This is a genomic window from uncultured Paraglaciecola sp. (genome assembly GCF_913020055.1).
Classification (GTDB): Bacteria; Pseudomonadota; Gammaproteobacteria; order Enterobacterales; family Alteromonadaceae; genus Paraglaciecola.
On record NZ_CAJWCF010000001.1, the window covers coordinates 46,484 to 70,862 of the forward strand.

At 40.4% G+C, this 24,379-nt stretch carries 25 protein-coding genes; 13 read left to right on the forward strand and 12 right to left on the reverse strand.

The genetic code is table 11. The annotated features are described in order from the left end of the window. Together QZ488_RS00190 and QZ488_RS00195 are read left to right on the forward strand one after the other, a co-directional pair. Positions 1-627: a gluconate 2-dehydrogenase subunit 3 family protein gene (locus tag QZ488_RS00190; RefSeq protein WP_293745596.1), complete on the forward strand. Its 627-nt coding sequence runs from the start codon at positions 1-3 to the stop codon at positions 625-627. 55 nt (positions 628-682) lie between these two features. Beyond that, the gene (locus QZ488_RS00195; RefSeq protein ID WP_293745597.1) at positions 683-2,416 is read left to right on the forward strand and encodes a GMC family oxidoreductase; all 1,734 of its coding nucleotides are present in this window, start codon (positions 683-685) and stop codon (positions 2,414-2,416) included. Positions 2,417-2,464: 48 nt separating this feature from the next. On the opposite strand, the gene QZ488_RS00200 is transcribed toward QZ488_RS00195, so the two are convergent. Together QZ488_RS00200 and QZ488_RS00205 are read right to left on the reverse strand one after the other, a co-directional pair. Further along, entirely contained in the window at positions 2,465-3,220 is a 756-nt protein-coding gene (locus QZ488_RS00200) for an MBL fold metallo-hydrolase (protein ID WP_293745598.1), read from the reverse strand. A 12-nt stretch (positions 3,221-3,232) separates the two neighbouring features. Beyond that, positions 3,233-3,451: a hypothetical protein gene (locus QZ488_RS00205; RefSeq protein ID WP_293745681.1), complete on the reverse strand. Its 219-nt coding sequence runs from the start codon at positions 3,449-3,451 to the stop codon at positions 3,233-3,235. A gap of 91 nt (positions 3,452-3,542) precedes the next feature. Here QZ488_RS00205 and yjjX point away from each other — a divergent pair, with 91 nt between their 5' ends. Both yjjX and QZ488_RS00215 read left to right on the forward strand, forming a co-directional pair. Next, positions 3,543-4,088, forward strand: coding sequence for an inosine/xanthosine triphosphatase (gene yjjX, locus QZ488_RS00210; protein WP_293745678.1), 546 nt, complete (start codon positions 3,543-3,545; stop codon positions 4,086-4,088). Positions 4,089-4,177: 89 nt separating this feature from the next. Further along, positions 4,178-4,390 (forward strand): hypothetical protein, encoded by a 213-nt coding sequence (locus QZ488_RS00215; protein WP_293745600.1) that lies wholly within the window; start codon positions 4,178-4,180, stop codon positions 4,388-4,390. Here QZ488_RS00215 and pdsS read toward each other — a convergent pair. Both pdsS and pdsR read right to left on the reverse strand, forming a co-directional pair. After that, the gene (gene pdsS, locus QZ488_RS00220; protein ID WP_293745602.1) at positions 4,387-6,573 is read right to left on the reverse strand and encodes a proteobacterial dedicated sortase system histidine kinase; all 2,187 of its coding nucleotides are present in this window, start codon (positions 6,571-6,573) and stop codon (positions 4,387-4,389) included. The genes QZ488_RS00215 and pdsS overlap by 4 nt on opposite strands. 43 nt (positions 6,574-6,616) lie before the next feature. After that, positions 6,617-7,309 carry a proteobacterial dedicated sortase system response regulator gene (pdsR, locus tag QZ488_RS00225; protein ID WP_293745604.1) on the reverse strand — a complete coding sequence of 231 codons (693 nt, stop codon included), beginning with the start codon at positions 7,307-7,309 and terminating at the stop codon, positions 6,617-6,619. A gap of 195 nt (positions 7,310-7,504) precedes the next feature. On the opposite strand from pdsR, the gene pdsO reads away from it, so the two are divergent. From pdsO to QZ488_RS00260, 7 genes are all read left to right on the forward strand, one after another. After that, positions 7,505-8,224, forward strand: coding sequence for a sortase-associated OmpA-like protein PdsO (pdsO, locus tag QZ488_RS00230; protein ID WP_293745606.1), 720 nt, complete (start codon positions 7,505-7,507; stop codon positions 8,222-8,224). Positions 8,225-8,259: 35 nt separating this feature from the next. Continuing rightward, positions 8,260-10,455, forward strand: coding sequence for a marine proteobacterial sortase target protein (locus tag QZ488_RS00235; protein ID WP_293745607.1), 2,196 nt, complete (start codon positions 8,260-8,262; stop codon positions 10,453-10,455). Further along, on the forward strand, positions 10,434-11,030 hold the full coding sequence (locus QZ488_RS00240; RefSeq protein ID WP_293745609.1) for a class GN sortase: 597 nt from the start codon (positions 10,434-10,436) through the stop codon (positions 11,028-11,030). Before QZ488_RS00235 ends, QZ488_RS00240 begins: the two co-directional genes overlap by 22 nt. Before the next feature lie 158 nt (positions 11,031-11,188). Further along, positions 11,189-11,575 (forward strand): hypothetical protein, encoded by a 387-nt coding sequence (locus tag QZ488_RS00245; protein ID WP_293745611.1) that lies wholly within the window; start codon positions 11,189-11,191, stop codon positions 11,573-11,575. Between the two features lie 383 nt (positions 11,576-11,958). Continuing rightward, positions 11,959-12,924: an ABC transporter ATP-binding protein gene (locus QZ488_RS00250; RefSeq protein WP_293745613.1), complete on the forward strand. Its 966-nt coding sequence runs from the start codon at positions 11,959-11,961 to the stop codon at positions 12,922-12,924. Then, on the forward strand, positions 12,917-13,687 hold the full coding sequence (locus QZ488_RS00255) for an ABC transporter permease (RefSeq protein WP_293745615.1): 771 nt from the start codon (positions 12,917-12,919) through the stop codon (positions 13,685-13,687). The genes QZ488_RS00250 and QZ488_RS00255 overlap by 8 nt, the downstream gene beginning before the upstream one ends. 5 nt (positions 13,688-13,692) lie before the next feature. Then, positions 13,693-14,349 (forward strand): SAM-dependent methyltransferase, encoded by a 657-nt coding sequence (locus QZ488_RS00260; RefSeq protein ID WP_293745618.1) that lies wholly within the window; start codon positions 13,693-13,695, stop codon positions 14,347-14,349. A gap of 19 nt (positions 14,350-14,368) precedes the next feature. Here QZ488_RS00260 and QZ488_RS00265 read toward each other — a convergent pair whose 3' ends face one another. Further along, entirely contained in the window at positions 14,369-15,082 is a 714-nt protein-coding gene (locus QZ488_RS00265) for an EAL domain-containing protein (RefSeq protein ID WP_293745620.1), read from the reverse strand. 166 nt (positions 15,083-15,248) lie between these two features. On the opposite strand from QZ488_RS00265, the gene panP reads away from it, so the two are divergent. Next, positions 15,249-16,868: a pyridoxal-dependent aspartate 1-decarboxylase PanP gene (panP, locus tag QZ488_RS00270; RefSeq protein ID WP_293745623.1), complete on the forward strand. Its 1,620-nt coding sequence runs from the start codon at positions 15,249-15,251 to the stop codon at positions 16,866-16,868. Positions 16,869-16,898: 30 nt separating this feature from the next. On the opposite strand, the gene panC is transcribed toward panP, so the two are convergent. The 7 genes from panC to sfsA all read right to left on the reverse strand — a co-directional run bounded on the left by panC (position 16,899) and on the right by sfsA (position 22,973). Continuing rightward, entirely contained in the window at positions 16,899-17,747 is an 849-nt protein-coding gene (panC, locus tag QZ488_RS00275; RefSeq protein ID WP_293745625.1) for a pantoate--beta-alanine ligase, read from the reverse strand. A 50-nt stretch (positions 17,748-17,797) separates the two neighbouring features. Beyond that, a complete protein-coding gene (gene panB, locus QZ488_RS00280; RefSeq protein WP_293745627.1) occupies positions 17,798-18,592 on the reverse strand; it encodes a 3-methyl-2-oxobutanoate hydroxymethyltransferase in 795 nt (264 codons plus the stop codon). A gap of 97 nt (positions 18,593-18,689) precedes the next feature. Beyond that, on the reverse strand, positions 18,690-19,187 hold the full coding sequence (folK, locus tag QZ488_RS00285; RefSeq protein WP_293745628.1) for a 2-amino-4-hydroxy-6-hydroxymethyldihydropteridine diphosphokinase: 498 nt from the start codon (positions 19,185-19,187) through the stop codon (positions 18,690-18,692). Further along, positions 19,184-20,479, reverse strand: coding sequence for a polynucleotide adenylyltransferase PcnB (gene pcnB, locus QZ488_RS00290; RefSeq protein ID WP_293745679.1), 1,296 nt, complete (start codon positions 20,477-20,479; stop codon positions 19,184-19,186). Before pcnB ends, folK begins: the two co-directional genes overlap by 4 nt. A gap of 166 nt (positions 20,480-20,645) precedes the next feature. After that, positions 20,646-21,587, reverse strand: coding sequence for a tRNA glutamyl-Q(34) synthetase GluQRS (gene gluQRS, locus QZ488_RS00295; RefSeq protein ID WP_293745629.1), 942 nt, complete (start codon positions 21,585-21,587; stop codon positions 20,646-20,648). A gap of 66 nt (positions 21,588-21,653) precedes the next feature. Continuing rightward, positions 21,654-22,103 carry an RNA polymerase-binding protein DksA gene (gene dksA / locus QZ488_RS00300; RefSeq protein ID WP_293745630.1) on the reverse strand — a complete coding sequence of 150 codons (450 nt, stop codon included), beginning with the start codon at positions 22,101-22,103 and terminating at the stop codon, positions 21,654-21,656. Between the two features lie 165 nt (positions 22,104-22,268). Further along, positions 22,269-22,973 carry a DNA/RNA nuclease SfsA gene (sfsA, locus tag QZ488_RS00305; RefSeq protein ID WP_293745631.1) on the reverse strand — a complete coding sequence of 235 codons (705 nt, stop codon included), beginning with the start codon at positions 22,971-22,973 and terminating at the stop codon, positions 22,269-22,271. A gap of 73 nt (positions 22,974-23,046) precedes the next feature. Here sfsA and pepB point away from each other — a divergent pair, with 73 nt between their 5' ends. Beyond that, positions 23,047-24,330, forward strand: a complete 1,284-nt coding sequence (gene pepB / locus QZ488_RS00310) for an aminopeptidase PepB (protein ID WP_293745632.1) — start codon at positions 23,047-23,049, stop codon at positions 24,328-24,330. Positions 24,331-24,379 lie beyond the last annotated feature (49 nt).

The window sequence follows — 24,379 nt, forward strand, 5'->3', positions numbered from 1 at the left end:
ATGCCCACTAATTCAAATAAAACCGAATTAGCCTACAGAACATACGACGAAGACAACCGTCGTATGTTTATGAAGAAGATGGCCGCTTTATTTGGTGCAACTACCGCGGCAGCTGTGCTGTCGGGGTGCAGTGAACCTGTGACTAAACAAATTGCAGCACAAAGACCTGACGGAAAGTTATTCTCAGAGCATCAAATGACGATTCTTTATAGTCTATGCGAAACAATACTGCCTAAAACAGATACACCTAGTGCGGTTGAAGTGGGATGTCATGAATTTGTCCCACATCAGCTGCAACACTGTCACTCCAAGCAGCAGCAAGATGACTGTATTCATATCATGAATAAAGTAGATTTAGTGGCGAATGGTGAATTTGGTAAATCATTTAGTTTGTTGCAAGCAACCCAGCAGCAGCAGTTATTGCTAGATTTTGAAACTAATAGTATGTCGACAAATAATGAAAAAGGCCAATTTAGGTTTCTAAAAGCACTCATTGTATTTGGCTATTTCACTTCTGAAATTGGGGTGACAAAAGTACTCGATTATCAACCTGTTCCAGGTGGTTTTGTCGGCTCTATCCCCGCTAATGCAGAGACAAAATCTTCGAGTCCACAGGCTTATTATTAACAATTTCATTGTGACTACGAACGTACAAAACCAAACAGAATTACGAGTAATTTAAATGACAACAGATTTATATATTCATGAAAGCGACCAGGTATACGATGCCATAGTGGTAGGTTCCGGTATCAGTGGTGGTTGGGCTGCCAAAGAACTTTGTGAACGTGGCATGCAGACATTAATGATAGAGCGCGGCCGGGTAGTCGAACATCGAAAAGACTATATTGGTGAGGGTAAGGGCCCTTGGGAATTTGCAAATAGAACCAAGGTAGATAATTTACTCGTTGAAGAAAAATACGCGGTACAAAAAAAATGTTACGCCTTCAATGACGCAACTAAACACTTCTTTGGTAATGACAAAGACCTACCTTACAGTACCGAAGAAGGCACAGGTTTTGACTGGATTAGAGCTAATCAATTAGGTGGGAAATCGCTACTTTGGCACCGTCAGTCTTATCGCCTTAGTGATTATGATTTTTCTGCCAATAAAGCAGATGGCCACGGAAATGATTGGCCTATTCGTTACAAAGATCTTGAATCTTGGTATAGCCATGTGGAAACCTTTGCTGGAATAAGTGGCAGTAATGAAGGTCTTGAACAATTACCGGACAGCGAGTTTTTACCTCCTTTTGACATGACTGCACCTGAGATACATGTTAAACAGAAAATCGAAGAACAGTTTCCCGACAGACATTTAATCATGGGACGCACCGCCCATTTAACACAACCTACACAACTACATTTAGAACAAGGGCGTGTTACTTGTCAGACAAGAAACGAATGTCAAAAGGGATGTTCTTTTGGGGCCTATTTCTCTACTCAAAGTTCTACTCTGCCTGCTGCAGCTAAAACAGGTAACTTGTCTATTGCTCCTAATAGCGTGGTACATAGCCTAATTTATGATGAAACAACCAAACGAGTCAAAGGTGTCAGAGTTGTAGACAATGACAACCTAAGCACTCGCGAGTATTTTGCTAAAGTGGTGTTTCTATGTGCCTCGACCTTAGGCTCTGCACAAATCATGTTGAACACAAAGAGTAAGTCATTTCCAAACGGTATTGCGAATAGCTCTGGTGTACTTGGACATTATTTGATGGATCACAATTACAATGCAGGTGCCACTGGCACTGTTGAAGGTTTTGATGATGAATATTATTCAGGTAGACGACCTTCAGGTTTATTAGTGCCTAATTTTCAGTACAAACCATCGTTATACAAGAAAAATTATGTGCGTGGTTACGGATTGGCTGGCGGTAGTCAGCGAGATAACTGGCAGGGTAACGCTCATCAAAATGGCATAGGTGCCGATTACAAAAATAAACTCAATAAGCCTGGAAAGTGGAGTATGGGTTTACATGCGCAAGGTGAAATGTTGCCTCGTTTTGACAATTACATGGCCCTACACCCGACTAAAACAGATAAATGGGGGATTCCACTGATTCATATTGATTGTACTTGGTCAGAGAATGAAAAATTAATGATGGCCGACGCCGAGCAAACCGCTTTTGATATGTTAACTAAAGCAGGATTAACAAACATTACTAGTTATAACTCGGTCGAGAACAACAACCCTGGCCTCGCCATTCATGAATTAGGCACAGTTAGAATGGGTCACGATCCTAAAGAGTCTGTGCTAAATGGCTTTAATCAATGTCACGACGTAACCAATTTGTTTGTGACTGATGGCTCGAGCTTTTGTTCGACTGCAGTACAAAACCCCTCGCTCACATTTATGGCATTGACAGCCAGAGCAGTAGATTATTGTGTGAATGAGATGAAATCGGGAAGAATCTAATTTATCCATTATTCGAGATAAATTACTTAACAGCAAGAAGGGCTATTCTTAGCCTTTCTTTCTGATTAATAAACGTTTCAACTTACTTTTAGCAGGAGTCCAAATAGTAAAGGGTTTTCTAGGCGCTACTGTGAGCACATGCGCGTAATCTCGTTCAGTTAACGTCACTTCTCTACCATGAGCCAACATCATAGACTCAGGTCCCAAAGCCTGTATTTTCATAATTGAATCGCGATATTGATTAGGGTAATTAACGGGTATAGGTGGAATAAACCGGTCTTTAACCTTCACTAACAAATCTCCAACATACACACGTTTTGTCGGTATGTGCCACACCGATAAATCCCTATCTGTGTGGCCTGGGGTACAAAACACACACCAATCGTCAAATCCGGGGAGTGTATCTTGATCGGTCAATGCATGATCAATTTTCAGGTGGGGTGAATACCATAAATTTTTTCTGTCTTTACCCATTCTACTTGCCACCCATGCCGCAAGTCCGATATCCACTAGATGCATAAATCGTCCACCCAAACCTTTGTACCATTGGGTAGACATATTGGCGCTAGCTATTTCACAACCGGTTTTTTTACGTAATTTGTGTGCTGCACCGGCATGATCTGGATGCATATGCGTGACAACGACCAATCTTAAATCATCGAATGGCCGGCGTAATTCAACAGTAATAAACTGCTCAAGCATTTCAATATCAGGGCGACAACAACCATCAAGTAGCAATAATTTTTCTGGGTATTCAACCAAATAAATCGATTGAATATGTCCTTGTAATTGATGGATTTTCAAAACAAAAAGACTTTATTTCTCATCAGAAGAATTAACTTGTTGTTCAATATACTTAATCGCATTTTGTATACTACCAAAAGCATTAATCAAATTTTTTCTACCTTTATTCATCAACTCTGGATCGTTGTTTTCGGACATCATCCACACCCAAGTGCGGATCAATGATTCTGGAGGAGTATTCTGCATAGCGCTCTGCGTATCTCTTACGAGTATTGATGAAACCATTTGCATTATATCGTGCCAAATCAAGGTTATCGAGTAGTGTTTTAGTGTTTAGTGTTACCATTTGAGCCTATTGGCCAAATAAACCGCTAATGCTTAACTGAGGAACAGAATGATAAAAGTTGTAGTTGGGTCAAAAAATCCAGTCAAAATTGGCGCTGCTAAAGCAGCAATATGTGAAATGTTTGCACTAAATGACGTGGAATGTGTCGGTATAAATGCCCCATCAGGCGTACCTGAACAACCCATGACTGGCGAAGATACACAACTTGGCGCTATCAACAGAGTTAAATATTGTCAGCAACACGCCCAAGCAGATTATTATGTCGCATTTGAAGGTGGCGTTGACCAATTCGAATACGGCCCAGCCACGTTCGCGTATGTCGCAGTCGCTAATCAAGAACACATGTCTATTGGGCGCAGTTGCCAGTTACCTTTGCCGCCTTTGGTTTATCAAGCACTCCAAAAAGGCGAAGAACTAGGCCATGTTATGGACAGATTATTTAATACTGACAACGTTAAACAAAAAGGTGGCGCTATTGGCCTTTTAACTAAAGGTTTAGCCACAAGGGAAAGTGTCTATCACCAAGCGACGTTACTTGCTTTGGCTCCTTTTGTTAACCCTGATTTATTTGGCCCTGCATAAGTAAATCAACCCTCTCTTCTTATTTGGTCTGTTAGTTGTTAATCTCAACATAGGCATGAATTTAGAATCAGGAAAATAGAGATTCAACTATGAAAAAAAAACCTGAAGAACCGAGATTTTTTATCTCTAAGTATTTGAGCAATGTTGAACTATTAGGTTGGGGAATATGTATTTTTTCCATGATGACAATAGTCTTCGCCAAACAACTTGCACCAGAAACTGAACCTTACGCATGGATTGGCGCGATAATCGGTGCTGGAATGATAGGTTGGGGAATGGCACGCAAACATAAAAGGGGTTAGGTAGAGCTAACCTTAAACATTAACGTCACCACCACGCCTGATTTATCTTTAAGATTATCTATTCTGATATCACCTAAATGATATTGTGCAATGATTTTGGCGATGTATAAACCTAAACCCAAATGTGGCTGAACGGTATTTTGTTGCTTACGAACAGACACCATCGAATCGAGTAATTGGTGCTGCATGTTTTCTGGTAACAAACTACCTTGGTTACCGATTGTCAGGACGTAACCTTGTTCACTATTCACCATCAGCAGGTTAATTACCGAATTTTCTTCACTAAATTCAACGGCGTTAGCAATTATTTTGTCTAACATTTGGGCAAAAAGCTCTGGCGCCCCTTGAAAAGTCGAGTTCGAAATCGACACTTGCACTTCAAATTGCCTTGAAGCGTAAGCTAATCTATATCCAGCTACACAACCTTTTAATAATTCCTCTAAATCAAAATTTTCGCGTTCGTTACTTTGAATTGCTTGTTCTAATCGAGTCGCTTCACTCATGTTTGACAATATTTTACTTAACCGCGTAATGCCCTGTTTTGCGCGATCGACATATTGTTTACTTTCTGCATTTTGCTCTTCAAGTAACAGGTTATCCAAAGAAGAATTAACAATAGCTACAGGCGTTCGTAATTCATGAGATAAACGAGAAGCCATATTCTCCAAATAAGTATTGTACTGACTGAGTCTACTTAACACATGAGTAAAGGTGCGAGATAAATCGCCTATTTCGTCTCGTGTGGTTGAAGGTACAATTTCGCCAATAATTTTACCTTGTTGATCAATCGCACTTTCTGTTTCATCTCTAAGCTTACGAATACGCCAAGAAATACGTGAAGCAATTAAAAATAGAGCTAATGTACTGATTAAAATAACCAACAAAATGTAGTGGAACTGCTGTTCGAGGGCCTTATTTCTGAGGGTACGAATACCATTAGTCGTTTGTTCTACTACGACGGCTCCCATCACCGTTTCGTCAAGATAGATTGGATGGGCAGCAGACATTATTACCGCTTTATTATCTGAACTTAAGCGCCATAAAGAGCTTGGCGTCCCCTTTAAAGCTTGGCTAATATCTTGACCTTGTAAGGCAAAGGCATCCCGTAGATCATCTACAAAATCTGCTGGAGGTTTAGTTAAAATTTGATAATAAAGGGGTAACAACCAGTTGTTTTCTATGTATTTCCACCAGCTATTTTTACCTTGTGGCGCATTCTCATCGCCGAAACCAATATGCGAGTTGTCCTGCATCCCCGATGCTCTTTGAATGTTGCCCGAACGAGCAAGTACTCGCATATGTTTATCCACTACCCAAACTCTCGCGTTTGAGTATTTAAGCCCTTTGAGTATTTGTTCTATTTCTGGTGAAGGCACTAACACCGTGCCCAGTGAGTCCAATTGGGATGGATTAGCGGTGCCTATTATATGTTCTACCGCCCTAGTACTCAACTCATCCACATCAACAATGGCAAAGGCTATTTTGCTCGACATCATAGCTAACGGAAAACGTAATTCGAGTTGATAACCACTTGTTGTATTGCGCCATTGCCCTTGAATTTTGGTTTCTAACCTTTCTGGTTGTAATGAGTCCAAATCATCTTTTAACAAATAGGCGTTCACCCAACCTGGTTGTGATGGTGCAATAATATATCGTTGAAACAACCCACTTTGATCTGTCATGGCTATTTGTAAGTGATCATTCTTATCAATACGTAAACTGTTTTTTGGTCTCAGTAATACACGGTTGTCCGTTACATCAAACATCGCATACAAGAATCTATCGTACTGCCCAACCATATGCCTAAAGTGCAAACTATCGAGTTTATAATCTTGGATAGGATCAATTAGGTTTTGTTGTCCGTAGGCTATGGTTAAATGTTGGTAATCTTGCCAGTCGTCTAGCTTGCCATCCAATTGAATTGGATAAGCAATTTTATGGGCATATAAATCAGTGCCCGGCTTAACGTCAGTTAAGTAGGCTGATTGGCTGTCAAATAAGGCGGGACGTTCATGTAATGCGGTTGCAACTGCGCGGGCGGTGCCTACCATGGTTTGCTCTTGACCTATGCGCAGATAAGTTTCCATTTCCCACACATATTGATAACCCAACCAAGGTATAGCCAGCAGAAACGAAGAGAAAAAAAGTAACTTAAGGCGTAAGCCAAAACGAAGACGACTCATCTATTTACCAACAACAATACAAAATTTGGATGGGTAAACATAGTTAACTACTTTTCCATCTGTAACCCATACCGTATACAGTCTCAACGCAGTCAAAATGTTCATCTAGCTGGATAAATTTCTTACGAATACGTTTGATATGGGAAGTGATAGTAGTGTCATCCACTACCATTTTCGATTCATCCATCAGCTGTTGACGACTTTTGACATGCCCTGAGAATTTAGCAATAGCGTGTAACATCCAAAACTCGGTAACGGTAAGTTCGATAGTCTGACTCTGCCAACTGACTGTCATTCGTTTACTGTCCATCACCAAATCGCCGGTTTGAATGAGATCTGTTTGTACCTGAGGTTTATCGAGTAACTCTGTACGTCTAAACAATGCCGCTATTCTGGCCAGTAAATGCGGCAAACTAATGTCCTTTGTTAAGTAATCATCTGCGCCCATTCGCAAGCCACAAATAGTGTCGTAGTCATTGTCTCGAGCGGTAAAAAAAATAATGGGTAGAGTCTTGGATAAACTTCTTAATTGCTGACAAACGGCAAAACCACCATCAATTTCATCCTCAAGACCAATATCGATGATTGCCAAGTCTGGTAATCTTTCAGAGAATCCTTGTTCTGCACTAATACGATTGGCATAAGGTTGCACCTCGTAGCCTTGCTTGCTGAGCGCTGCAATATAGTTTTCTCTAAGTGCTTGGTCATCTTCAACCAAGGCGATACGTTTTGACATAACTTGCGCCTGTTTACTTGTTGAATGCACTATATCGCAAAACTTCTTTAGGTTAAGTCGATAAATGGCTGAATCCGACAATTTCCATTTTTTCGCCACAATTGACCACTAGATTGCCATATTGTCTCCCTGAATTGGCCACACAGACTTTGTTTAATAAAAGAGGAATCAAAAACAAACCTCTTGGAGAAAACAATGAAACTAACCAACACTAAAATCACAACGGCTCTAACATTCGCCTGTCTTTTGTCAACCAATGCCATAGCTGAACAACGTAGTAAACAAGAAAAAAACAATGAAGTAATTGGACTTAGTACCGGCGTTATAATTGGCTCGGCCATCGCAGGGCCATTAGGCGGATTCATCGCTGGTATCTTTGGAGTGATGATAGCTGAGGATGTTAATTCTGATAAAAAACTTGAAACAGCCAACAATGCACTGAAACAAAAAGACCAACAATTGCTGGTGATGCAACAGAACTTCGAACAAGCAAAAGAACGTTCAATGCTACAAATTGCTTCAATGGATAATGCCTTAGAACAGAGCGTTCCAGAAATTGAAAGTAACATTCAATTTAAAACAGCCTCTTATGATTTGGAAGAACACTACAAGTCACAACTAGACTTGATAATCCGAACTCTGCAGAAAAACCCTAAGTTGAATATTTCCTTGTCGGGCTACGCTGATAAACGTGGCGACAGTACTTTTAATCAAGCGCTTTCCGAACAACGAGCATTAACAGTCAAAACATATCTATTAAATAAAGGAGTTAGAAAACAGCAAGTAATCACTAACTCATTTGGGGAGTCGTCATTGGTAAGTGTAGGTGAGAATTATGAAGACGATTTTTTTGACCGCCGAGTCATGCTTAAAGTAACGGGCAATCAAATGGGAATGACTGCGGCCAATCAATAGATTCGACTGTTATACCACTCACAAGGAAACCAATTATGTCATCACTTTCTAAACTTGCTGTTGTTAGTTTAGTGGTTGTTGCGATAGGGGCACTACAATATGCAGTGCCCGCTTTTACTAGTCAAAAATCCACAATTGCCCATGCAAAAACAACAGAATCACAAAGCAAACAACAAACCAATACCCTCACTAACCACGCTGTAAGCGATGACCAAATTGCTCAAAGTGGCACCTTGTATTTTATACAGGAACAATCACAACAAGGCGAAAAACAACAACACTTACTTAGCCCTATTCTTAAAAGCAAAGTTGACATTAAAATCACCGGGATCATAGCGCGCACCAAGCTGACTCAAACATTTAAAAATGCCGGCAAGGATTGGGTAAATGGCTTATATGTATTTCCGCTGCCCGAAAATGCAGCGGTAGATCATTTATTAATGACAGTAGGTGAGCGAAAAATAGAAGGGATTATTAAGGAAAAAAGCGAGGCAAAAAAGATTTATCTTCAAGCTAAAGCTGAGGGTAAGAAAGCCAGTTTGGTAGCACAGCAACGACCTAATATGTTTTCAAATTCGATTGCTAATATCGGCCCTGGCGAAACGATCGTAGTGAGTATTGAATACCAGCAAAAACTAAATTTTGATCAGCAACAATACAGTTTGCGTTTCCCGATGACCATTACTCCTAGGTATTTCCCCAACAGTACAAAAACAGAATCACTATTACAGCCCGAATTTTCTCAACCCCAATCTAACCAAGCAAATTCAGATATTGATTTACAGGTCAACCTGCATGCAGGTTTTGAGGTGGATGCTATCGAAAGTGAATTCCATCCTATCACCGTTAAGCAGTTATCAGATGGTAGTCATCACATTCAGATAGCAAAAAATAGTGTTAGCAACCAAGATTTTGTATTGAACTGGCGACCAGAATTAGGCGCTGGACCTCAATCTGCTCATTTTACACAGCAGGTAAATGGCGATGAATATGGCTTAATCATGTTACTACCTCCCGGCAAGCCTGAACAACATACACTGTCACCTCAGCGCGAAGTGATTTTTGTGCTTGATACGTCAGGCTCAATGGAAGGCGACTCGATCAAACAAGCAAAAGCAGCTCTGCTTTTAGCGATAGACCAACTAAAGGCAAAAGATAACTTCAATATTATTGAATTTAATAGTTACGCACAGAACTTATGGAAATTGCCAAAACAGGCAGATGCAAACAATAAAGATGACGCCAAACACTTCGTTAATAGTCTATCCGCTAATGGGGGAACAGAAATGGAAAGCGCACTTAAACTAGCCTTTTCACAGCCTAAGCTTGAAGGTGTAGCCTCATTGAGACAAATAGTTTTTATTACCGATGGCAGTGTGGGCAACGAAGAATCTTTAATGCAATTGATTAGTAATAAGCTGGAAAATTCGCGCTTATTTACTGTGGGGATTGGTAGTGCTCCTAACAGTTATTTTATGAGTGAGGCCGCCAAGATGGGCAAAGGTACATTTACCTATATTGGCTCGGTTGATCAAGTTCAAGAAAAAATGCTGAGCTTATTAACCAAGTTACAATATCCTGCAATAACCGATATTGAATTACAGCTAAACACCGGCACTTTACAATCCAATCAACAGTTAGAATTTTATCCTAATGTTATAGGCGACCTATATAAAGGCGAGCCTCTCGTGCTTAGTTACCGACTAACTGATGACAAAATTGAATCAAACAATACTAACCACTTTTTATCAAAGGTTAATCTCTCAGCTAAGTATCAAGGAAAACCTTGGGAAACCCCGTTAGAACTCAATGCTCACACTAGACAATCAGGACTGCATGTTTTATGGGCCAGAGAAAAAATAAGCCAACTTACCAGAGATAAACGCCGTGCAAGTATGCAATCCAATAGCTCCGCATCTGAGCAAGACGAGTTTAAATCTCTGATCACCAATACTGCTCTTACACATCATTTAATCAGTCAGTACACCAGTTTAGTCGCCGTGGATGTAACACCTACTCGACCGAAAGAAGCACCACTAAATAATCAAAAAGTGCTAAATCAACTACCCAAAGGCACATCAAATCAGCTTATTCAATCACCAGGTAGTTTGCCAAAAACAGCAACGCCAGCGCAACTTAAAATATTAATGGGTTTATTTTTAATAGGATTAGCAATATGTATGCACTTACTTACAAAAAGAAAAACTTCTTGTCGAAGCTTGTATTCCTAGTTAATAAACATAAATGGGTTACTTTGCTTTTGTTGCTCGGTGTGTATCAATTTTCCGGCGGGTTATATATATATGGTAAAGCAGAGTTAGCACAATATTTAATAGCCCATGCTTGGCATAAAAACCTGCAATCAGCAGAACAACACAAACCTTGGCCTTGGGCAGATACTCAACCCATTGCGCAACTCATCATCAAGGAAAAAAATTGGTATGTATTGGCTGGAGCAAGTGGTAGAAACCTAGCCTTTGCACCAACCCACGTTAGTTCAACACCTAAGCCGGGAGAAAAAGGTAACAGCGTAATAGTTGGTCACCGCGATACACAATTTAACAGCCTAAAACACCTACAAAAGGGCGATATTATTGAGGTTAAAACTAAACATAACCGTCAACGGTTCAAAATTACGATGCTCCGTGTTGCCCAGCAGTCACAAACTGAATATATGCATAGTAATGTTAACAACAGTACATTTGATGTTGACCAAGCCTACCTAACACTTATCACCTGTTACCCCTTTGATAGCCTTGTGCCGGATCCAACACATAGATATATTGTGCGAGCTGTAGCAATATAACTGTATCTAATAACAGACAAAAATAGTGACTTTTCCAAATGAATTTAGCGTAAACTTTACAAACTCTATATGCATCAACGTATTAGAAACATGGAACGGAATTCGCTAAGCGTGAAGTATCCAAACAATAATTATTTATAACACAACAAGGAATAATGATGACTTTATCAAAAACAACCCTCGCAATGGCTTTGGCCGCTTTAAGTTTAGGGCTAAGTGCTTGTACTGATACTAAAAAAGAATCAGCCGAAGGAGCAGAAACAGAAGCCACAGAAATGGTCAGCCAAGCGAAAGAAAAGTCAGCGGACTTATATGACAAAACCAAGGCTGGCGCATCAGAACTTGCAGATGATGCAGCGGATATGGCAGATGAAGTGAAAGAAAAAGCGAGCGATGCTTACGATGCCACAGCCGAAAAAGCATCTGATGCGATGGATAGCACAAAAGACAAAGCAGCAGAGTTAAAAACGGATGCAGCTAAAAAATTAAAAGAAGCATGTATCGCTACTAAAGAAAAATTAGGTCAAGATCCGGAAGACTGTTAATTCAGTAGTCTGTAATTAGAGACAAAAGGGTATTCTGCTCTTTTGTCTCACTCCCCCTCACCCGCTTCAATCGTTTTGACAGTGTTTTGTTTTTAAAAGAAATGATTAAGTACCTGTTGATTCTGACAACATATGCGCTAATCCATCGACGTTTTTTATATCCTCTACCTGAAGTATTTTCACTCTCAACTTTGCCCTTATATAGACTTGAATTAAGCGTAATTGATACAATATTATAGGCCTCTAGAAATTCATTTCTCTTCTCAATTTAAAATACACTTTATAACAAACACGTTTCGTTTAAAGTGGGAATATGAACTCACGCATTTCAAAATACCTAGATATTTTGCAAATTCGAATTAACACTTTAGCCGGCAGCCACTATGAACGCACTGAGTATCAAAGGATTAACCAAGACCTATAAAGATGGCACACAAGCCCTTAAAGGGATTGATCTAGTGGTAAAACAAGGCGATTTTTTTGCTTTACTTGGACCAAATGGTGCCGGTAAATCGACCACAATAGGGATCATCAGTTCCCTTGTGAATAAAACCCAAGGGGATGTGGATATATTTGAGTATTCATTAGCGACTCAACCCACCGAGGCAAAATCTTGTATTGGCTTGGTGCCACAAGAGTTCAATTTTAATCAATTCGAACCCTTAATACAGATCATGCTAAATCAAGCAGGCTATTATGGTGTGCCCAAAAGTGTGGCTAAACCAAGAGCTGAGAAATACCTAAAACAACTTGATCTATGGGACAAACGTAATTCTCCAGCTAGGCAACTTTCTGGTGGCATGAAAAGGCGACTCATGATCGCTAGAGCCCTAATGCATGAACCTAGAATGCTTATTCTCGACGAGCCAACTGCTGGTGTAGACATCGAAATACGTCGTTCTATGTGGTCATTTTTACAAGAAATCAATCAACAAGGTGTGACAATTATTCTGACCACTCATTACCTTGAAGAAGCGGAAATGTTATGTCGTAATATTGCGATTATTGATAAAGGTATCATCGTCAGAAATACCAGTATGAAGGCTTTACTTGCCACCCTGAACATTGAAACCTTTGTCTTAGATTTGTCTAAGAATATAAGTTCTTTAACTTTAGAAGGCTTTGATAGTCGTTTAATCGAAGAGCATACTTTAGAAGTTGATGTGCCCAAAGAGGCTGGTCTCAACTCGGTGTTTGAACAGTTAACTCAAAAAGGCATACAAGTGTTGAGCATGCGTAATAAATCAAATCGATTAGAAGAGTTATTCGTTAGGATGGTGGAGTCTGGCAGAACCTCATCAAACGATGACTCAACAGCAAAACAAGCGGTAGGAGACACTCATGAATAGTCTCAATATGGTGGCTCTTACAACAATGTGGCGCAAAGAGTGTTTACGTTTCTTAAGAATTTGGATCCAAACCTTGCTTCCCCCCGCCATTACTATGACATTGTATTTTGTGATTTTTGGTAATTTAATCGGCAGTAGAATTGGCAACATGGGCGGCTTCAGTTATATGGAGTTTATTGTGCCAGGCTTGATCATGATGGCTGTTATCACTAATGCTTACGCCAATGTATCCTCCTCCTTTTACAGCGCTAAATACCAACGAAATATTGAAGAGTTATTGGTAGCGCCAGTTTCTAACTGGATTATTATCGCTGGTTACGTAGGTGGAGGAGTGGCTAGAGGCATGTTAGTTGGCATCATTGTTACCGTTGTCTCGTTATTTTTTGTGGATATACATATTCACAACGTGCTGATTATCCTCTTAACACTGTTTTTAACTGCAGTATTATTTTCCACTGCTGGGCTGATTAATGGCATCCTCGCCAATTCTTTTGATGATGTCAGCATAGTACCTACATTCATTTTGACTCCGCTAACCTACTTAGGTGGCGTTTTTTATTCTTTAAGTTTATTGCCTGAATTTTGGCAATGGGTGAGTAAAATCAACCCTATTGTTTACATGGTAAGTGGCTTTAGATTTGGCTTTTTGGGTGTGTCAGATATTAGTTTCTACCTGTCTTTGAGCATACTAGTAGGGTTTAACGCGGTATTATTCGGTTGGGCTTATTCTCTTATCAATCGTGGCGTAGGAATTCGTAGCTAAGTATTATGCAGCAACAATCTCGGACCATTAGTACTAACCAAACAGGTATCCACCAAAACTTACACAAGGTGGTTACTCGACAACTTGCGAGTGTAAGTCAAAAACCACTTTCTGAACATACCGAACAAGCTTACCAAGAAGCGATCAATTGGCTTGGAGATTGGAAGGGTGAACTAATACTAGACTCTTGTTGTGGTGTCGGTGAAAGTACTGTGAATATTGCCCAAGCTCATCCAAATGCGCGAGTAATTGGTATTGATAAGTCAGCGTTACGCACAGACAAACACCAAGCTTACGCAAGTACTTTACAAAACTATCTTGTGTTGCGTGCAGATCTCAATGATTTTTTAAGATTACTTGTTCTCAATAAAAGAAAACTGACTAAACATTATTTGTTATACCCCAACCCCTACCCTAAATCGGCGCATTTGCAGCGCCGTTGGTACGCTACATCTGCGTTAAAAGACATGGTTAATTTAGGTGGCATTCTGGAAGTAAGAAGTAATTGGCAGCTGTACATACAAGAATTTTCTGCTGCTTTGGCGATTGCTAACATTAATAGTCAATGTGCTATATATGAGAATGACCAACCAATCACCCCTTTCGAACGAAAATACTGGCAAAGCGGGCAAAGTAGCTGGCAGTTATTGGCTAATTTATAACGTTCTAAAAACAGAATCACTAAGCTGTATTAGCTTTGGGTTGACTAAAGTAAAATCCTTGAGCGTATTTAATGCCCAGCTTGTTAACAACGTCTAGAGTCTTTTGCTGCTCAATTCGTTCAGCTATTACCACGATGTCATTGCTTGCAGCAGAACTAATGAGGCCTTTGATAAAGGCTTCTGTTGCTGAATCTGCCGCCACTTTGTCAAATAATGCAGCGGATACCTTTATCGCAGAGATGGGCAATGTAAGGATTGCTTGTAGGTCACACTCTTGCTGGTCAAAATTATCTATGACTATATTGACGCCCAATGTATGACACATTTCACAAAACTGACCAAATTTAGCACTTTCTGTTAATGCATTTTGTGCGGTAATTTCTATAGAAATCCGCTTGGGATTGGGATAATCCGCTAGTTGAGACTGCAGAAATTGTAGAGTGTCGGTATTAGTCATATCTGACAAGCTCAGATTAATATTCCAAGCCATATTGATATCTCTAAAATAGCTGGCGCTACGACTAAACACAGTTTGAGTCAACTGGGCGACTGATTGCTGCCTTTCCACCAAAAACAAAAATTCTGTTGGTAAATAAGTATTTTGATCAATAGTTAATAGACGGGCTAAACATTCATAACTCCATACCTCGTTATTTTTCAAAAAAATGATGGGTTGGAAAAAAGGTACTACATTATCTAGGTTAAAACTGTCAGTTACTTCGGTAACTTGCATACAAAGGCATACCTATTATGTCTAGTATTCAGGACAATATAACAACAATTTAGCAATTGCTAGATAATCCCTATTTCCGTTCTAGTTTGGGGGTGTGAGCTATTGGTCTCAAGCTAGAATTAAGGTAAAGTGCGCGACTTGAAAGTTTTCGAATAGGGTTACAACAGTGGGCGGAGCTGAGGTCAGTTTAGAGCATTTGTATAAGGTATTTACCATGCCTGAGGGCAAAGACTCTAAACTTGCACAGATAGAACAACACCTGTCTGATAATCTTTCTGATTTTCTGTCGCAACATGTTGTGACTAAGGTCAATTCTCTAGAGCAAATTGAAAAAAGTTTTGCTGAGTATTCAGTACCTGAATCTCCAGAGTTTGTATCAAAACATGCAGAAGATCTTCTGGAGAAGTTGGTCGCTAACTCTGTTAATACGTATTCCCCCAGCTTTATTGGTCATATGACCTCTGCATTGCCGTATTTCCACCTACCTTTGGCAAAACTGTTAGTAGGGCTAAACCAAAATTTAGTCAAAATCGAAACATCTAAAGCCTTCACCCCACTTGAACGTCAAATTCTAGGCATGATGCACGAGATGGTCTATAAACAATCGGGTGATTTCTACCATACTTATTTACATAGTGCGAACCACGCTTTAGGGGCATTTTGCTCCGGTGGGACTATCGCCAACATAACAGCTTTATGGGTAGCAAGAAATAAAGCGCTACCTGCTACAACCCAGTTTAAAGGTTTGGCACAGGAAGGCTTAGCAGCTGGAATGATGCATTATGGTTATAAAAAAATGGGTATTATCTCATCTAAACGTGGTCACTATTCGTTATCCAAAGCCGTCGATTTATTAGGTTTAGGCAGACAACAGATGATTACGATAGACTGTCCGTCGCAACGCTTGTCAGCTGAAAAAGCCTTAGCGGTGGGCAAACAATATCAACAAGACGGCAACAAGATATTGTCTATAGTAGGTATTGCTGGCACCACTGAAACGGGCCATATTGACCCATTAGATGAACTCGCTGATGTAGCAAAAGAGTTAGGTTGTCATTTCCACGTAGATGCCGCTTGGGGCGGTGCAACACTGTTTTCACACGAACATAGCCGTTTACTTAAAGGTATTGAGAAAGCCGATTCTGTGACCTTAGACGCTCACAAACAGATGTATGTGCCAATGGGCGCAGGCATGGTGTTGTTTAAAAATCCCAGTGACAGTAATGCTGTGCGCCATCATGCTCAATACATCTTGCGTGCAGGGTCTAAAGACTTAGGTGCCACAACCTTAGAAGGTTCGCGCAATGGCATGGCGATGATGGTATATGCCTCTTTGCATATATTTGGTCGTCAAGGTTATGAATTGCTTATTAACCAGAGTATTGAAAAAGCCAAAACTTATGCCCGCATGATCCAGTCACACCCAGACTTTGAGCTTGTCACACCTCCGACTTTGTCTCTGTTAACTTACAGAGTGAATCCAGAAGAAGTACAAGCAAAAATGAAAACCCAGCCTAAAATTGGTCATGCATTAAATATGGAACTGGATAAATTGACCGTAATCGTGCAGAAACAACAAAGAGAGGCAGGTAAATCATTTGTTTCACGTACTCGATTACGAACTGAAAAATACCCCGAACAAGCCATTACAGTATTTAGAGTTGTACTGGCTAATCCTCTAACGTCTGAAACAGATTTGCAAAATATATTGGATGAGCAAATTGCCATAGCTAGCAATACTAAGACTTGGAAAAAACTTTGTCTTAAACATAAAAAAGCTAGCTAGCTTGGCTTAATTACACTCATACTCGATTTGTTATAATCTCATCTGCAAATTATCAATCAAGCGGGTTTTTCCCAAAAATGCTGCTGCTAACAACACTAAATGTTGGTCTTCATGACCTGGTTGTAACAAGTTCTCAATGTTACGGATTTCCAAATAATCAGGATTAAAACCAAGCTCGGATAATTGCAATTTATAATCTTGAGTGAGTTTAGAGAAATCTCTACGGCCTGCTTTTATTTCGCCAGCTAACGCATGCATTTTTTGATAGAGAGTGGGCGCTAACTTACGCTCTGAATCCTTTAAATACTGATTTCTTGAACTCATTGCCAACCCGTCTTCTTCTCGAGTAGTGGCCACACCAAAGACCTTAAGGTTCATTGACAAGTCTGTCACCATGGCCTTAATCACTTGCAATTGTTGAAAATCCTTTTCACCAAAAAAAGCTAAATTAGGTTGCACCATATTAAATAATTTACACACAATTGTTGCTACGCCTCGGAAATGCCCTGGGCGGCTAGCACCACAAATCATATAAGACAATCCTGGTACTTCTACAAAAGTCTGTTGTTCCAACCCTCTGGCGTAAATGTCATTTGCAGTGGGCATGAAGAGTACATCTACTCCCAACTCCTCCAGCAAACGTTTATCACTTTGTAAGGTCCTAGGATAAGCCTCTAAATCTTCGTCGGGACCAAATTGCATAGGATTAACAAAAATAGATACCACAACAATATCTGCTTGTTTTTTGGCTTCACGCACAAGGTTTAAATGTCCTTGATGTAAATTCCCCATGGTAGGTACAAAGGCAATCACCTTGGCGCTGCTTTGCCATGTCCGTCTGATTTCACGTAGTTCTGAAATTTCACTGATAAGTTGCATAATCGTCAATTACTTTGATATGAGTTGCTAGTGCACACCCCAAGGGTGCACTAATTAAAACTGTGCTCATCAGAGGGAAAACTTCCCTCTTGCACTTCTTGAATATACTGGCTCACAGCCTCACGCATATTATTGGTTTGTTGCAAATAGTTTTTAGAAAACTTAGGCATGTAGTTGGCACTAATACCAAACATATCGTGCATTACTAATATTTGGCCGTCGGTTTGCGCACCCGCGCCAATGCCAATAACTGGAATACTGAGACTTTCAGATACCTTGTTAGCTAAATCCGAAGGAATACATTCTAGTACCAACAGTTGTATGCCAGCTTGTTCTAACTGTTTGGCTTGTTCGAGAATGTTTTCGGCCTGCAGATCATCTCGCCCCTGTACTTTAAATCCACCAAATACATGCACAGATTGAGGTGTTAGACCTAAATGCCCACACACTGGAACACTGCGTTCATTCAACCCTTTAATTGTCTCTAGCAACCAACTACCGCCCTCTAACTTGACCATACTTGCCCCTGCTCGCATTAACTCAGCAGCACTTAAATAGGTTTGTTCGGCAGTTGAATAGGACATAAAAGGCATATCCGCTACAACGAAGGCTCTTTCAACGCCCTTTTTCACAGAACGAGTGTGATAGACAATGTCTTCAAGAGTAACGCTTAACGTGTCGTCATCACCTTTGAGCACCATGCCAAGTGAGTCTCCAATCAACAATACGTCGATACCTTGTTCGTCAAACAATTTAGCAAAACTTGCATCGTAAGCGGTTAAAGCAGTGATTTTAGTATTCTCTTGCTTCATTTTTAGCAAGGTTGAAGTCGTTACTTTTTTCATTAGATATACTCCAATTTGGATGCCATAAAAAAATACTATTTACTGCATAAGCACAGTACGCACGGTAAGCGCACTATACTGGAATTTTATTAAATTTCTAGATTAGTGCCGTTGAAGTCATTTTATGTAAACCATTTATAGGACATGCCTGTACAAGATCGGATAATTTTTCACCACAAGGCAAGGTTAATTCGGGGGTTATTTCAAACAATGGGTAGAGTACAAACTCTCTTTGCTTCATGCCACTGTGAGGCACCGTTAAATGTTTGCTATCAATTTGTTGTGAACCGTATAGCAACACATCTAAATCTAGTGTCCGAGGCCCCCATCTATTGGCTTTTCGTATACGACCTTGTTGATGTTCTATTAATTGAGTGTTCTGTAACAAGTTATCTGGCGAAAGTCTTGTTTCAATCAATACAACTGCATTCACATAATCGGGCTGATCTTGAGGACCCATAGGTTGGCTTCGATACAAACTTGAACCCTTGATCAAATTCGTATCAGGTAATGCAGCTAAACTGGCATAAGCGGCTTGTATTTGTTTTTCAGGCTGAGCTAAATTACTGCCCAAACCAATATAAACTTCAATCATACTTTGGGTTTAGGCTTCTTACGTTTACGTCTTGGACGCCTTGCCGGGGCTCCTTCTTCATCACGCAATTCTTGCAGCATTACTTTACGTTGCTCTTCATCTGCTTCTTGGAAATCAGTCCACCATTGAGCTAGTTCAAACAAATCACCGCCTTCAATCTGGCCGCGTAAAAGCAAGAAATCATACGCAGCTCTAAATTTTGGATGCTCTAATAATTGATAAGCTCTGCGGCCATAACGTTTAGGTAGACGATTTTGTAACTGCCAGATTTCCCGAATAGGCGCACTAAAACGTTTGGGGATCATGATGCGCTGAATCTGGCGATGCATCACATCGTTTAAAGCAAGATTAAAAGCATCAAAGTGATTCAATCCTCCTTCAACCATTAATTGCTGACAACGTTCCTCTAATGGATACCACATAAAAGCAGCGAAAATAAAGGCAGGAGTAACTCTTTGACCTGTATTTATACGATTATCGGTGTTAGTAAGCACTTGCTCTACAAATTTATTCTCTCGACTTTCAGGTTGCAAAAGTAAAGGAGCCAATTGTGGAAATAGGGGCTCAAACAAATGATACTCTGAGAGTAATTTATAAGTGAGTAAGCCCTGCCCTGACAACAATAGTTTAAGCACTTCTTCAAATAATCTAGCAGGTGGAATGTTCGCCATTAACGGAGCCATGCGTTTAATAGGCTCACCACTTTCTTCGCTGATATGCATATCAAGCTTGGCGGCAAATCTTACCGCTCTGAGCATTCTGACTGGATCTTCTCGGTAGCGGGTCTCAGGATCACCTATAAGTGTAATTGTTTTATCTTTAATCGCTTGCATGCCACCAGCAAAGTCGCTGATCGAATAATCGGCAATATTGTAGTACATGGCATTGATGGTGAAATCTCTACGTTGCGCGTCTTCTTCGATACTGCCAAATACGTTGTCACGCAGCAATTGACCGTGATCGCTTTGTTTACTGACTTTTGACTCTCCTTCATCATTGTTTTCATGATGTCCTCGGAATGTAGCCACTTCGATAATTTCTCGGCCAAACACAATATGCGCTAACCTAAATCTGCGTCCAATCAATCTGCAATTGCGAAACAAACCTTTAATTTGCTCGGGTGTGGCATCTGTAGTGACGTCAAAATCTTTTGGTTCTTTGCCTAATAATACATCTCTCACACAACCACCGACTAAATACGCCTGATAACCGCTGTTGTGCAGGCGATAAAGCACTTTAAGTGCATTTTCACTCATTGAATCACGAGAAACGGAATGCTCTGCACGGGGAATGACAGTCGCAACAAGTGTAGCGGCCTTGTTTATTGGTTTAGTGCGCAAAGCGCTCCTGACTTTGTCAATTACGCGAGAAATAATATGCTGTGCTCCTTGTATGGACCTTTAGGACCTGTAGTGTTTGTAATACTCCGCTGCTTAGAGCGGAAAAATTCGGCGCTAATCATATACTGTCTGCCTGCCCAATTCTATTGTCAATACACTCTGTTATTGCTGGTACTTTTCTCAAATCCCATTCATCTATCGCCCAATTCACTATATTTTGCGAAGATTCTTGTTTGAGTTCTTTTGGAAGTGAGAATCCGAGAAATCCAAGGGCGTTGATAAGATTAGTACTGACATCGTTACTGTTAACTTCAGTAGCATGATTTTGCTTGCTAAGTTTTTTACCGGGTTGCGTCACCACAACTGGAAAATGTAAGAACTTTGGCGCTGGTTTATCAAATGCTTGGTATAAGGCAAGCTGAAATAATGTTGCATCTAACAAATCAGCTCCTCTCGCCACTTCAGTAATCCCTTGCTCAAGATCATCAACCACCACAGCCAATTGATAGGCAAATAAACCATCCTTACGCTTAATAGTAAAGTGTGCTGGCATGTCATGTTTGGAGAAATCAACGTCACCTAATAACTCATCATAGAAGCTTTGATAGGAATGATTGTGCCTGAATCTAATCGCACTATTGCTAGGTCTTATATTTTGATTTGCACAATGGCAAAGTTTCGAAGGTTGGAGGTTTGCTAGTTGGGCCCGAGTACAGGTACAACAATAGGTTAAACCAAGGTCTGATAAGCGCTGAATGTAATAGTTGTATAAGTCGCTTCGATTGCTTTGGTAAACAACGTCCCCATCCCAGAACAAATGGTGCGCTTCAAGACAGCGCATAATCGAATCGCTCGCTCCGGCGACTTCTCTTGGCGGGTCAATATCTTCGATTCGGAGTAGCCATTGCCCATCTTGACTTTTAGCTCGTAAAAAACTAGCTAGTGCAGTAACTAAAGAGCCAAAATGTAGGTGACCAGATGGTGAGGGTGCAAAACGACCAACGTAGCCGTTGCAGGGTGTAACAATCTTCATATGAGGATATTTGAGTGCATTGGCCATAAAACCAAAGTATCACCCCAAGCAGCGAATAAAGAACTAAATCGCCGCTTGGGATAGAAGGCAAACTTAGCCTTGAAGTTGTTTTTCTTTGATTTCAGCCATGGTTTTGCAATCAATACACATGTCAGCTGTCGGCCTTGCTTCCAAACGACGCACGCCAATTTCAATACCGCAAGCATCACAAAAACCAAAATCGTCCTCATCGATACGCTTGAGGGTCTTTTCAATTTTTTTGATTAATTTACGTTCTCTGTCGCGCGTACGTAACTCAAGACTAAACTCTTCTTCTTGAGCTGCACGGTCAACAGGATCAGGGAAATTAGCCGCTTCATCTTGCATGTGATGCACAGTACGGTCTACTTCTTGACGAAGTTGGTCGCGCCAAGCTTTCAATAATAAACGAAAATGCTCCATTTGCTTTTCGTTCATGTACTCTTCGCCTTTCTTCTCCTCGTAAGGAGTCAAACCGGCAAGGGCTAATAATCCAAGTGTTTTATTCGGTTGTGCTGTTGGCATTTGCCAAATCTCCTAAACTACGGCATGAGCTGTTTGTGCCGGCGGCTATGTATATCAGAAAGCCGTAACACTGGCAATTACTTGCTCTTAACATCTTCCGTTACAGTGAAAACAATTTTGTAGCAAGGCAATATGGAGGCCTTAGCGAAAAAATCAATGTCTATTTTAAGAAAAAAATGGCAATGATTGATTTATATAGATTTTTTCTGAACTAATTTCGCAGCTGTAACACAAAATTTGTACTCCGTTTAGCATAGCTTGTTCCAGTTCATTGGCGTAATCAAGGTCAATATGTTTCGCCACTTGTACCGATTGAATTCCTGAGTGTTGTACACAAAAAAGCAACACCGCTCGTTTTCCTTGTCTGGCGATTAAGCTTAACTCTCGGAGATGTTTTTGCCCACGTACGGTTTTTGCATCTGGGAAATACCCTTTACTATCATGTAATAAAGTGACCGATTTGACTTCTACATAACAGTCTGCTTTTTCAGGGTCGGTGAGTAAAAAATCAATTCGGCTATTTTCTTCACCAAACTTTACTTCAGCCTGCAAATTTTGATAACCAATCAACTCAGCGATTTTATTTTTTTGAATCGCTTCTTTGACCAATTTATTGGCTTTATGAGTGTTTATCCCAATCCAATGACGTTGACCTGTTAACACTACTTCCCAGGTATATAACAACTTACGTTTTGGATTATCACTTGGTGACAACCACACCTGCCACCCGGGCTCAGCACAGCCTGTCATTGCACCAGTATTAGGGCAATGTGCAATGACTATTGAACCGTCTGCTAACTGTACATCGGCCAAAAATCGTTTATAACGCTTAATCAATGTGCCTTGAATAAGAGGAGAAGAGAAGTCCATGATTACTACTTAAAATGCTGGTCAGTTAAAGTCGTCATGTTATTCTAACTTTCTTTTATTCGATGGAGTAGTCATGTCTCGTTTATCTGTATCAATTACCACACAGGCACCTGCCGATTATTATTCAGTTGGCACGGTTTTAACTGTAAACGGTCAAACTGCGCTTATTCACCTACTAGAACCGCTAGATAATTTAAGTGTTATAAAAAAAGCTGCCCGTAGTCTTGATGCTTTAGGCATATTGCAAGTCGAGTTAATTGGAAACTGGCAAATAGAGCAGCAATGGGCTTTCGCTCAAAGCTTTACCACCACTAAAAAACAACATCATATCAAATGGTGTGCCGATGATAATGCAAATGAATTATCGCATCGCTATCAAGCCATGGTCTTTACCCGCAATATTACTAATGCTACGCCTGAAGATATGTCACCTGAAATATTAGCTAATACTTGTGAAGACTGGCTTATCTCCATAAGTGATAAATATATCAGCAGCGAAAGATGGGTCGGTGAAGCACTTAAAGAACAAGGTTGGATGGGAATTTATCATGTGGGCCGAGGAAGCACTCGACCGCCCGTGTTAATTGAAATCGACTATAACCCTAGCGGAGACATTAACGCTCCTATTTCTGCCTGCTTAGTAGGTAAAGGCATTACATTTGATAGCGGTGGATACAGCATTAAAAGCAGCGAAGGCATGCTGAGTATGAAATGCGATATGGGTGGAGCAGCCACCGTTACTGGTGCACTCGGTTTAGCTATTCTGCGAGGCTTGGATAAGAGGGTTAAATTATTTTTATGTTGTGCTGAAAATCTTATTAGTGGCCACGCTTATAAATTAGGTGACGTTATCACTTACAAAAATGGCACAACTGTTGAGGTAGTCAATACTGATGCTGAAGGGAGATTGGTATTGGCTGACGGCCTAATGGCAGCCACCGAAACAGGTGCAAAAATGATTATTGATGCAGCTACATTAACAGGTGCAGCAATGGTAGCCTTAGGTGAAGAGTACAATGCATTTTTTGCATTAGACAAAGCACTACAACAAAGAGTTTTGGATTATTCAGAACAAGAATTTGAACCTTCATGGTGTTTGCCTTTAGAAAAATGGCATCAAAATAAATGTCCTTCAGCTTTTGCTGATACGGCCAATAGCAAAGCACAAAAAGGTGGTGGAGGCGGTGGTGCTTCTAATGCAGCTGGTTTCTTATCAAGGTTTGTTAATGACGATGGAAAAGGTTGGTTGCATATTGACTTAGCAGCTGCATACAACGCAAGTGGCACAGTGTATATGCCTATAGGCGCAACCGCCCAAGGAATTAGAACAATAGCTAGAGCATTACTAGAAGAGTAGCATACCATCAAAAGGGCGGTGATAACTTAAACCGCCTTTTCGACCTTAT

What these genes read in the sequence shown, in the direction of transcription:
- pdsO (WP_293745606.1), top strand. Translation starts at nt 7,505, where the DNA reads ATGAAACTAACCAACACTAAAATCACAACGGCTCTAACATTCGCCTGT.
- pdsS (WP_293745602.1), bottom strand. Translation starts at nt 6,573, where the DNA reads ATGAGTCGTCTTCGTTTTGGCTTACGCCTTAAGTTACTTTTTTTCTCT.
- QZ488_RS00265 (WP_293745620.1), bottom strand. Translation starts at nt 15,082, where the DNA reads ATGCAAGTTACCGAAGTAACTGACAGTTTTAACCTAGATAATGTAGTA.
- gluQRS (WP_293745629.1), bottom strand. Translation starts at nt 21,587, where the DNA reads ATGGCCAATGCACTCAAATATCCTCATATGAAGATTGTTACACCCTGC.
- QZ488_RS00250 (WP_293745613.1), top strand. Translation starts at nt 11,959, where the DNA reads ATGAACGCACTGAGTATCAAAGGATTAACCAAGACCTATAAAGATGGC.
- panB (WP_293745627.1), bottom strand. Translation starts at nt 18,592, where the DNA reads ATGAAAAAAGTAACGACTTCAACCTTGCTAAAAATGAAGCAAGAGAAT.
- QZ488_RS00255 (WP_293745615.1), top strand. Translation starts at nt 12,917, where the DNA reads ATGAATAGTCTCAATATGGTGGCTCTTACAACAATGTGGCGCAAAGAG.
- QZ488_RS00195 (WP_293745597.1), top strand. Translation starts at nt 683, where the DNA reads ATGACAACAGATTTATATATTCATGAAAGCGACCAGGTATACGATGCC.
- panC (WP_293745625.1), bottom strand. Translation starts at nt 17,747, where the DNA reads ATGCAACTTATCAGTGAAATTTCAGAACTACGTGAAATCAGACGGACA.
- QZ488_RS00245 (WP_293745611.1), top strand. Translation starts at nt 11,189, where the DNA reads ATGACTTTATCAAAAACAACCCTCGCAATGGCTTTGGCCGCTTTAAGT.
- folK (WP_293745628.1), bottom strand. Translation starts at nt 19,187, where the DNA reads ATGATTGAAGTTTATATTGGTTTGGGCAGTAATTTAGCTCAGCCTGAA.
- QZ488_RS00205 (WP_293745681.1), bottom strand. Translation starts at nt 3,451, where the DNA reads ATGCAAATGGTTTCATCAATACTCGTAAGAGATACGCAGAGCGCTATG.
- sfsA (WP_293745631.1), bottom strand. Translation starts at nt 22,973, where the DNA reads ATGGACTTCTCTTCTCCTCTTATTCAAGGCACATTGATTAAGCGTTAT.
- dksA (WP_293745630.1), bottom strand. Translation starts at nt 22,103, where the DNA reads ATGCCAACAGCACAACCGAATAAAACACTTGGATTATTAGCCCTTGCC.
- QZ488_RS00235 (WP_293745607.1), top strand. Translation starts at nt 8,260, where the DNA reads ATGTCATCACTTTCTAAACTTGCTGTTGTTAGTTTAGTGGTTGTTGCG.
- QZ488_RS00215 (WP_293745600.1), top strand. Translation starts at nt 4,178, where the DNA reads ATGAAAAAAAAACCTGAAGAACCGAGATTTTTTATCTCTAAGTATTTG.
- QZ488_RS00190 (WP_293745596.1), top strand. Translation starts at nt 1, where the DNA reads ATGCCCACTAATTCAAATAAAACCGAATTAGCCTACAGAACATACGAC.
- QZ488_RS00260 (WP_293745618.1), top strand. Translation starts at nt 13,693, where the DNA reads ATGCAGCAACAATCTCGGACCATTAGTACTAACCAAACAGGTATCCAC.
- pepB (WP_293745632.1), top strand. Translation starts at nt 23,047, where the DNA reads ATGTCTCGTTTATCTGTATCAATTACCACACAGGCACCTGCCGATTAT.
- pdsR (WP_293745604.1), bottom strand. Translation starts at nt 7,309, where the DNA reads ATGTCAAAACGTATCGCCTTGGTTGAAGATGACCAAGCACTTAGAGAA.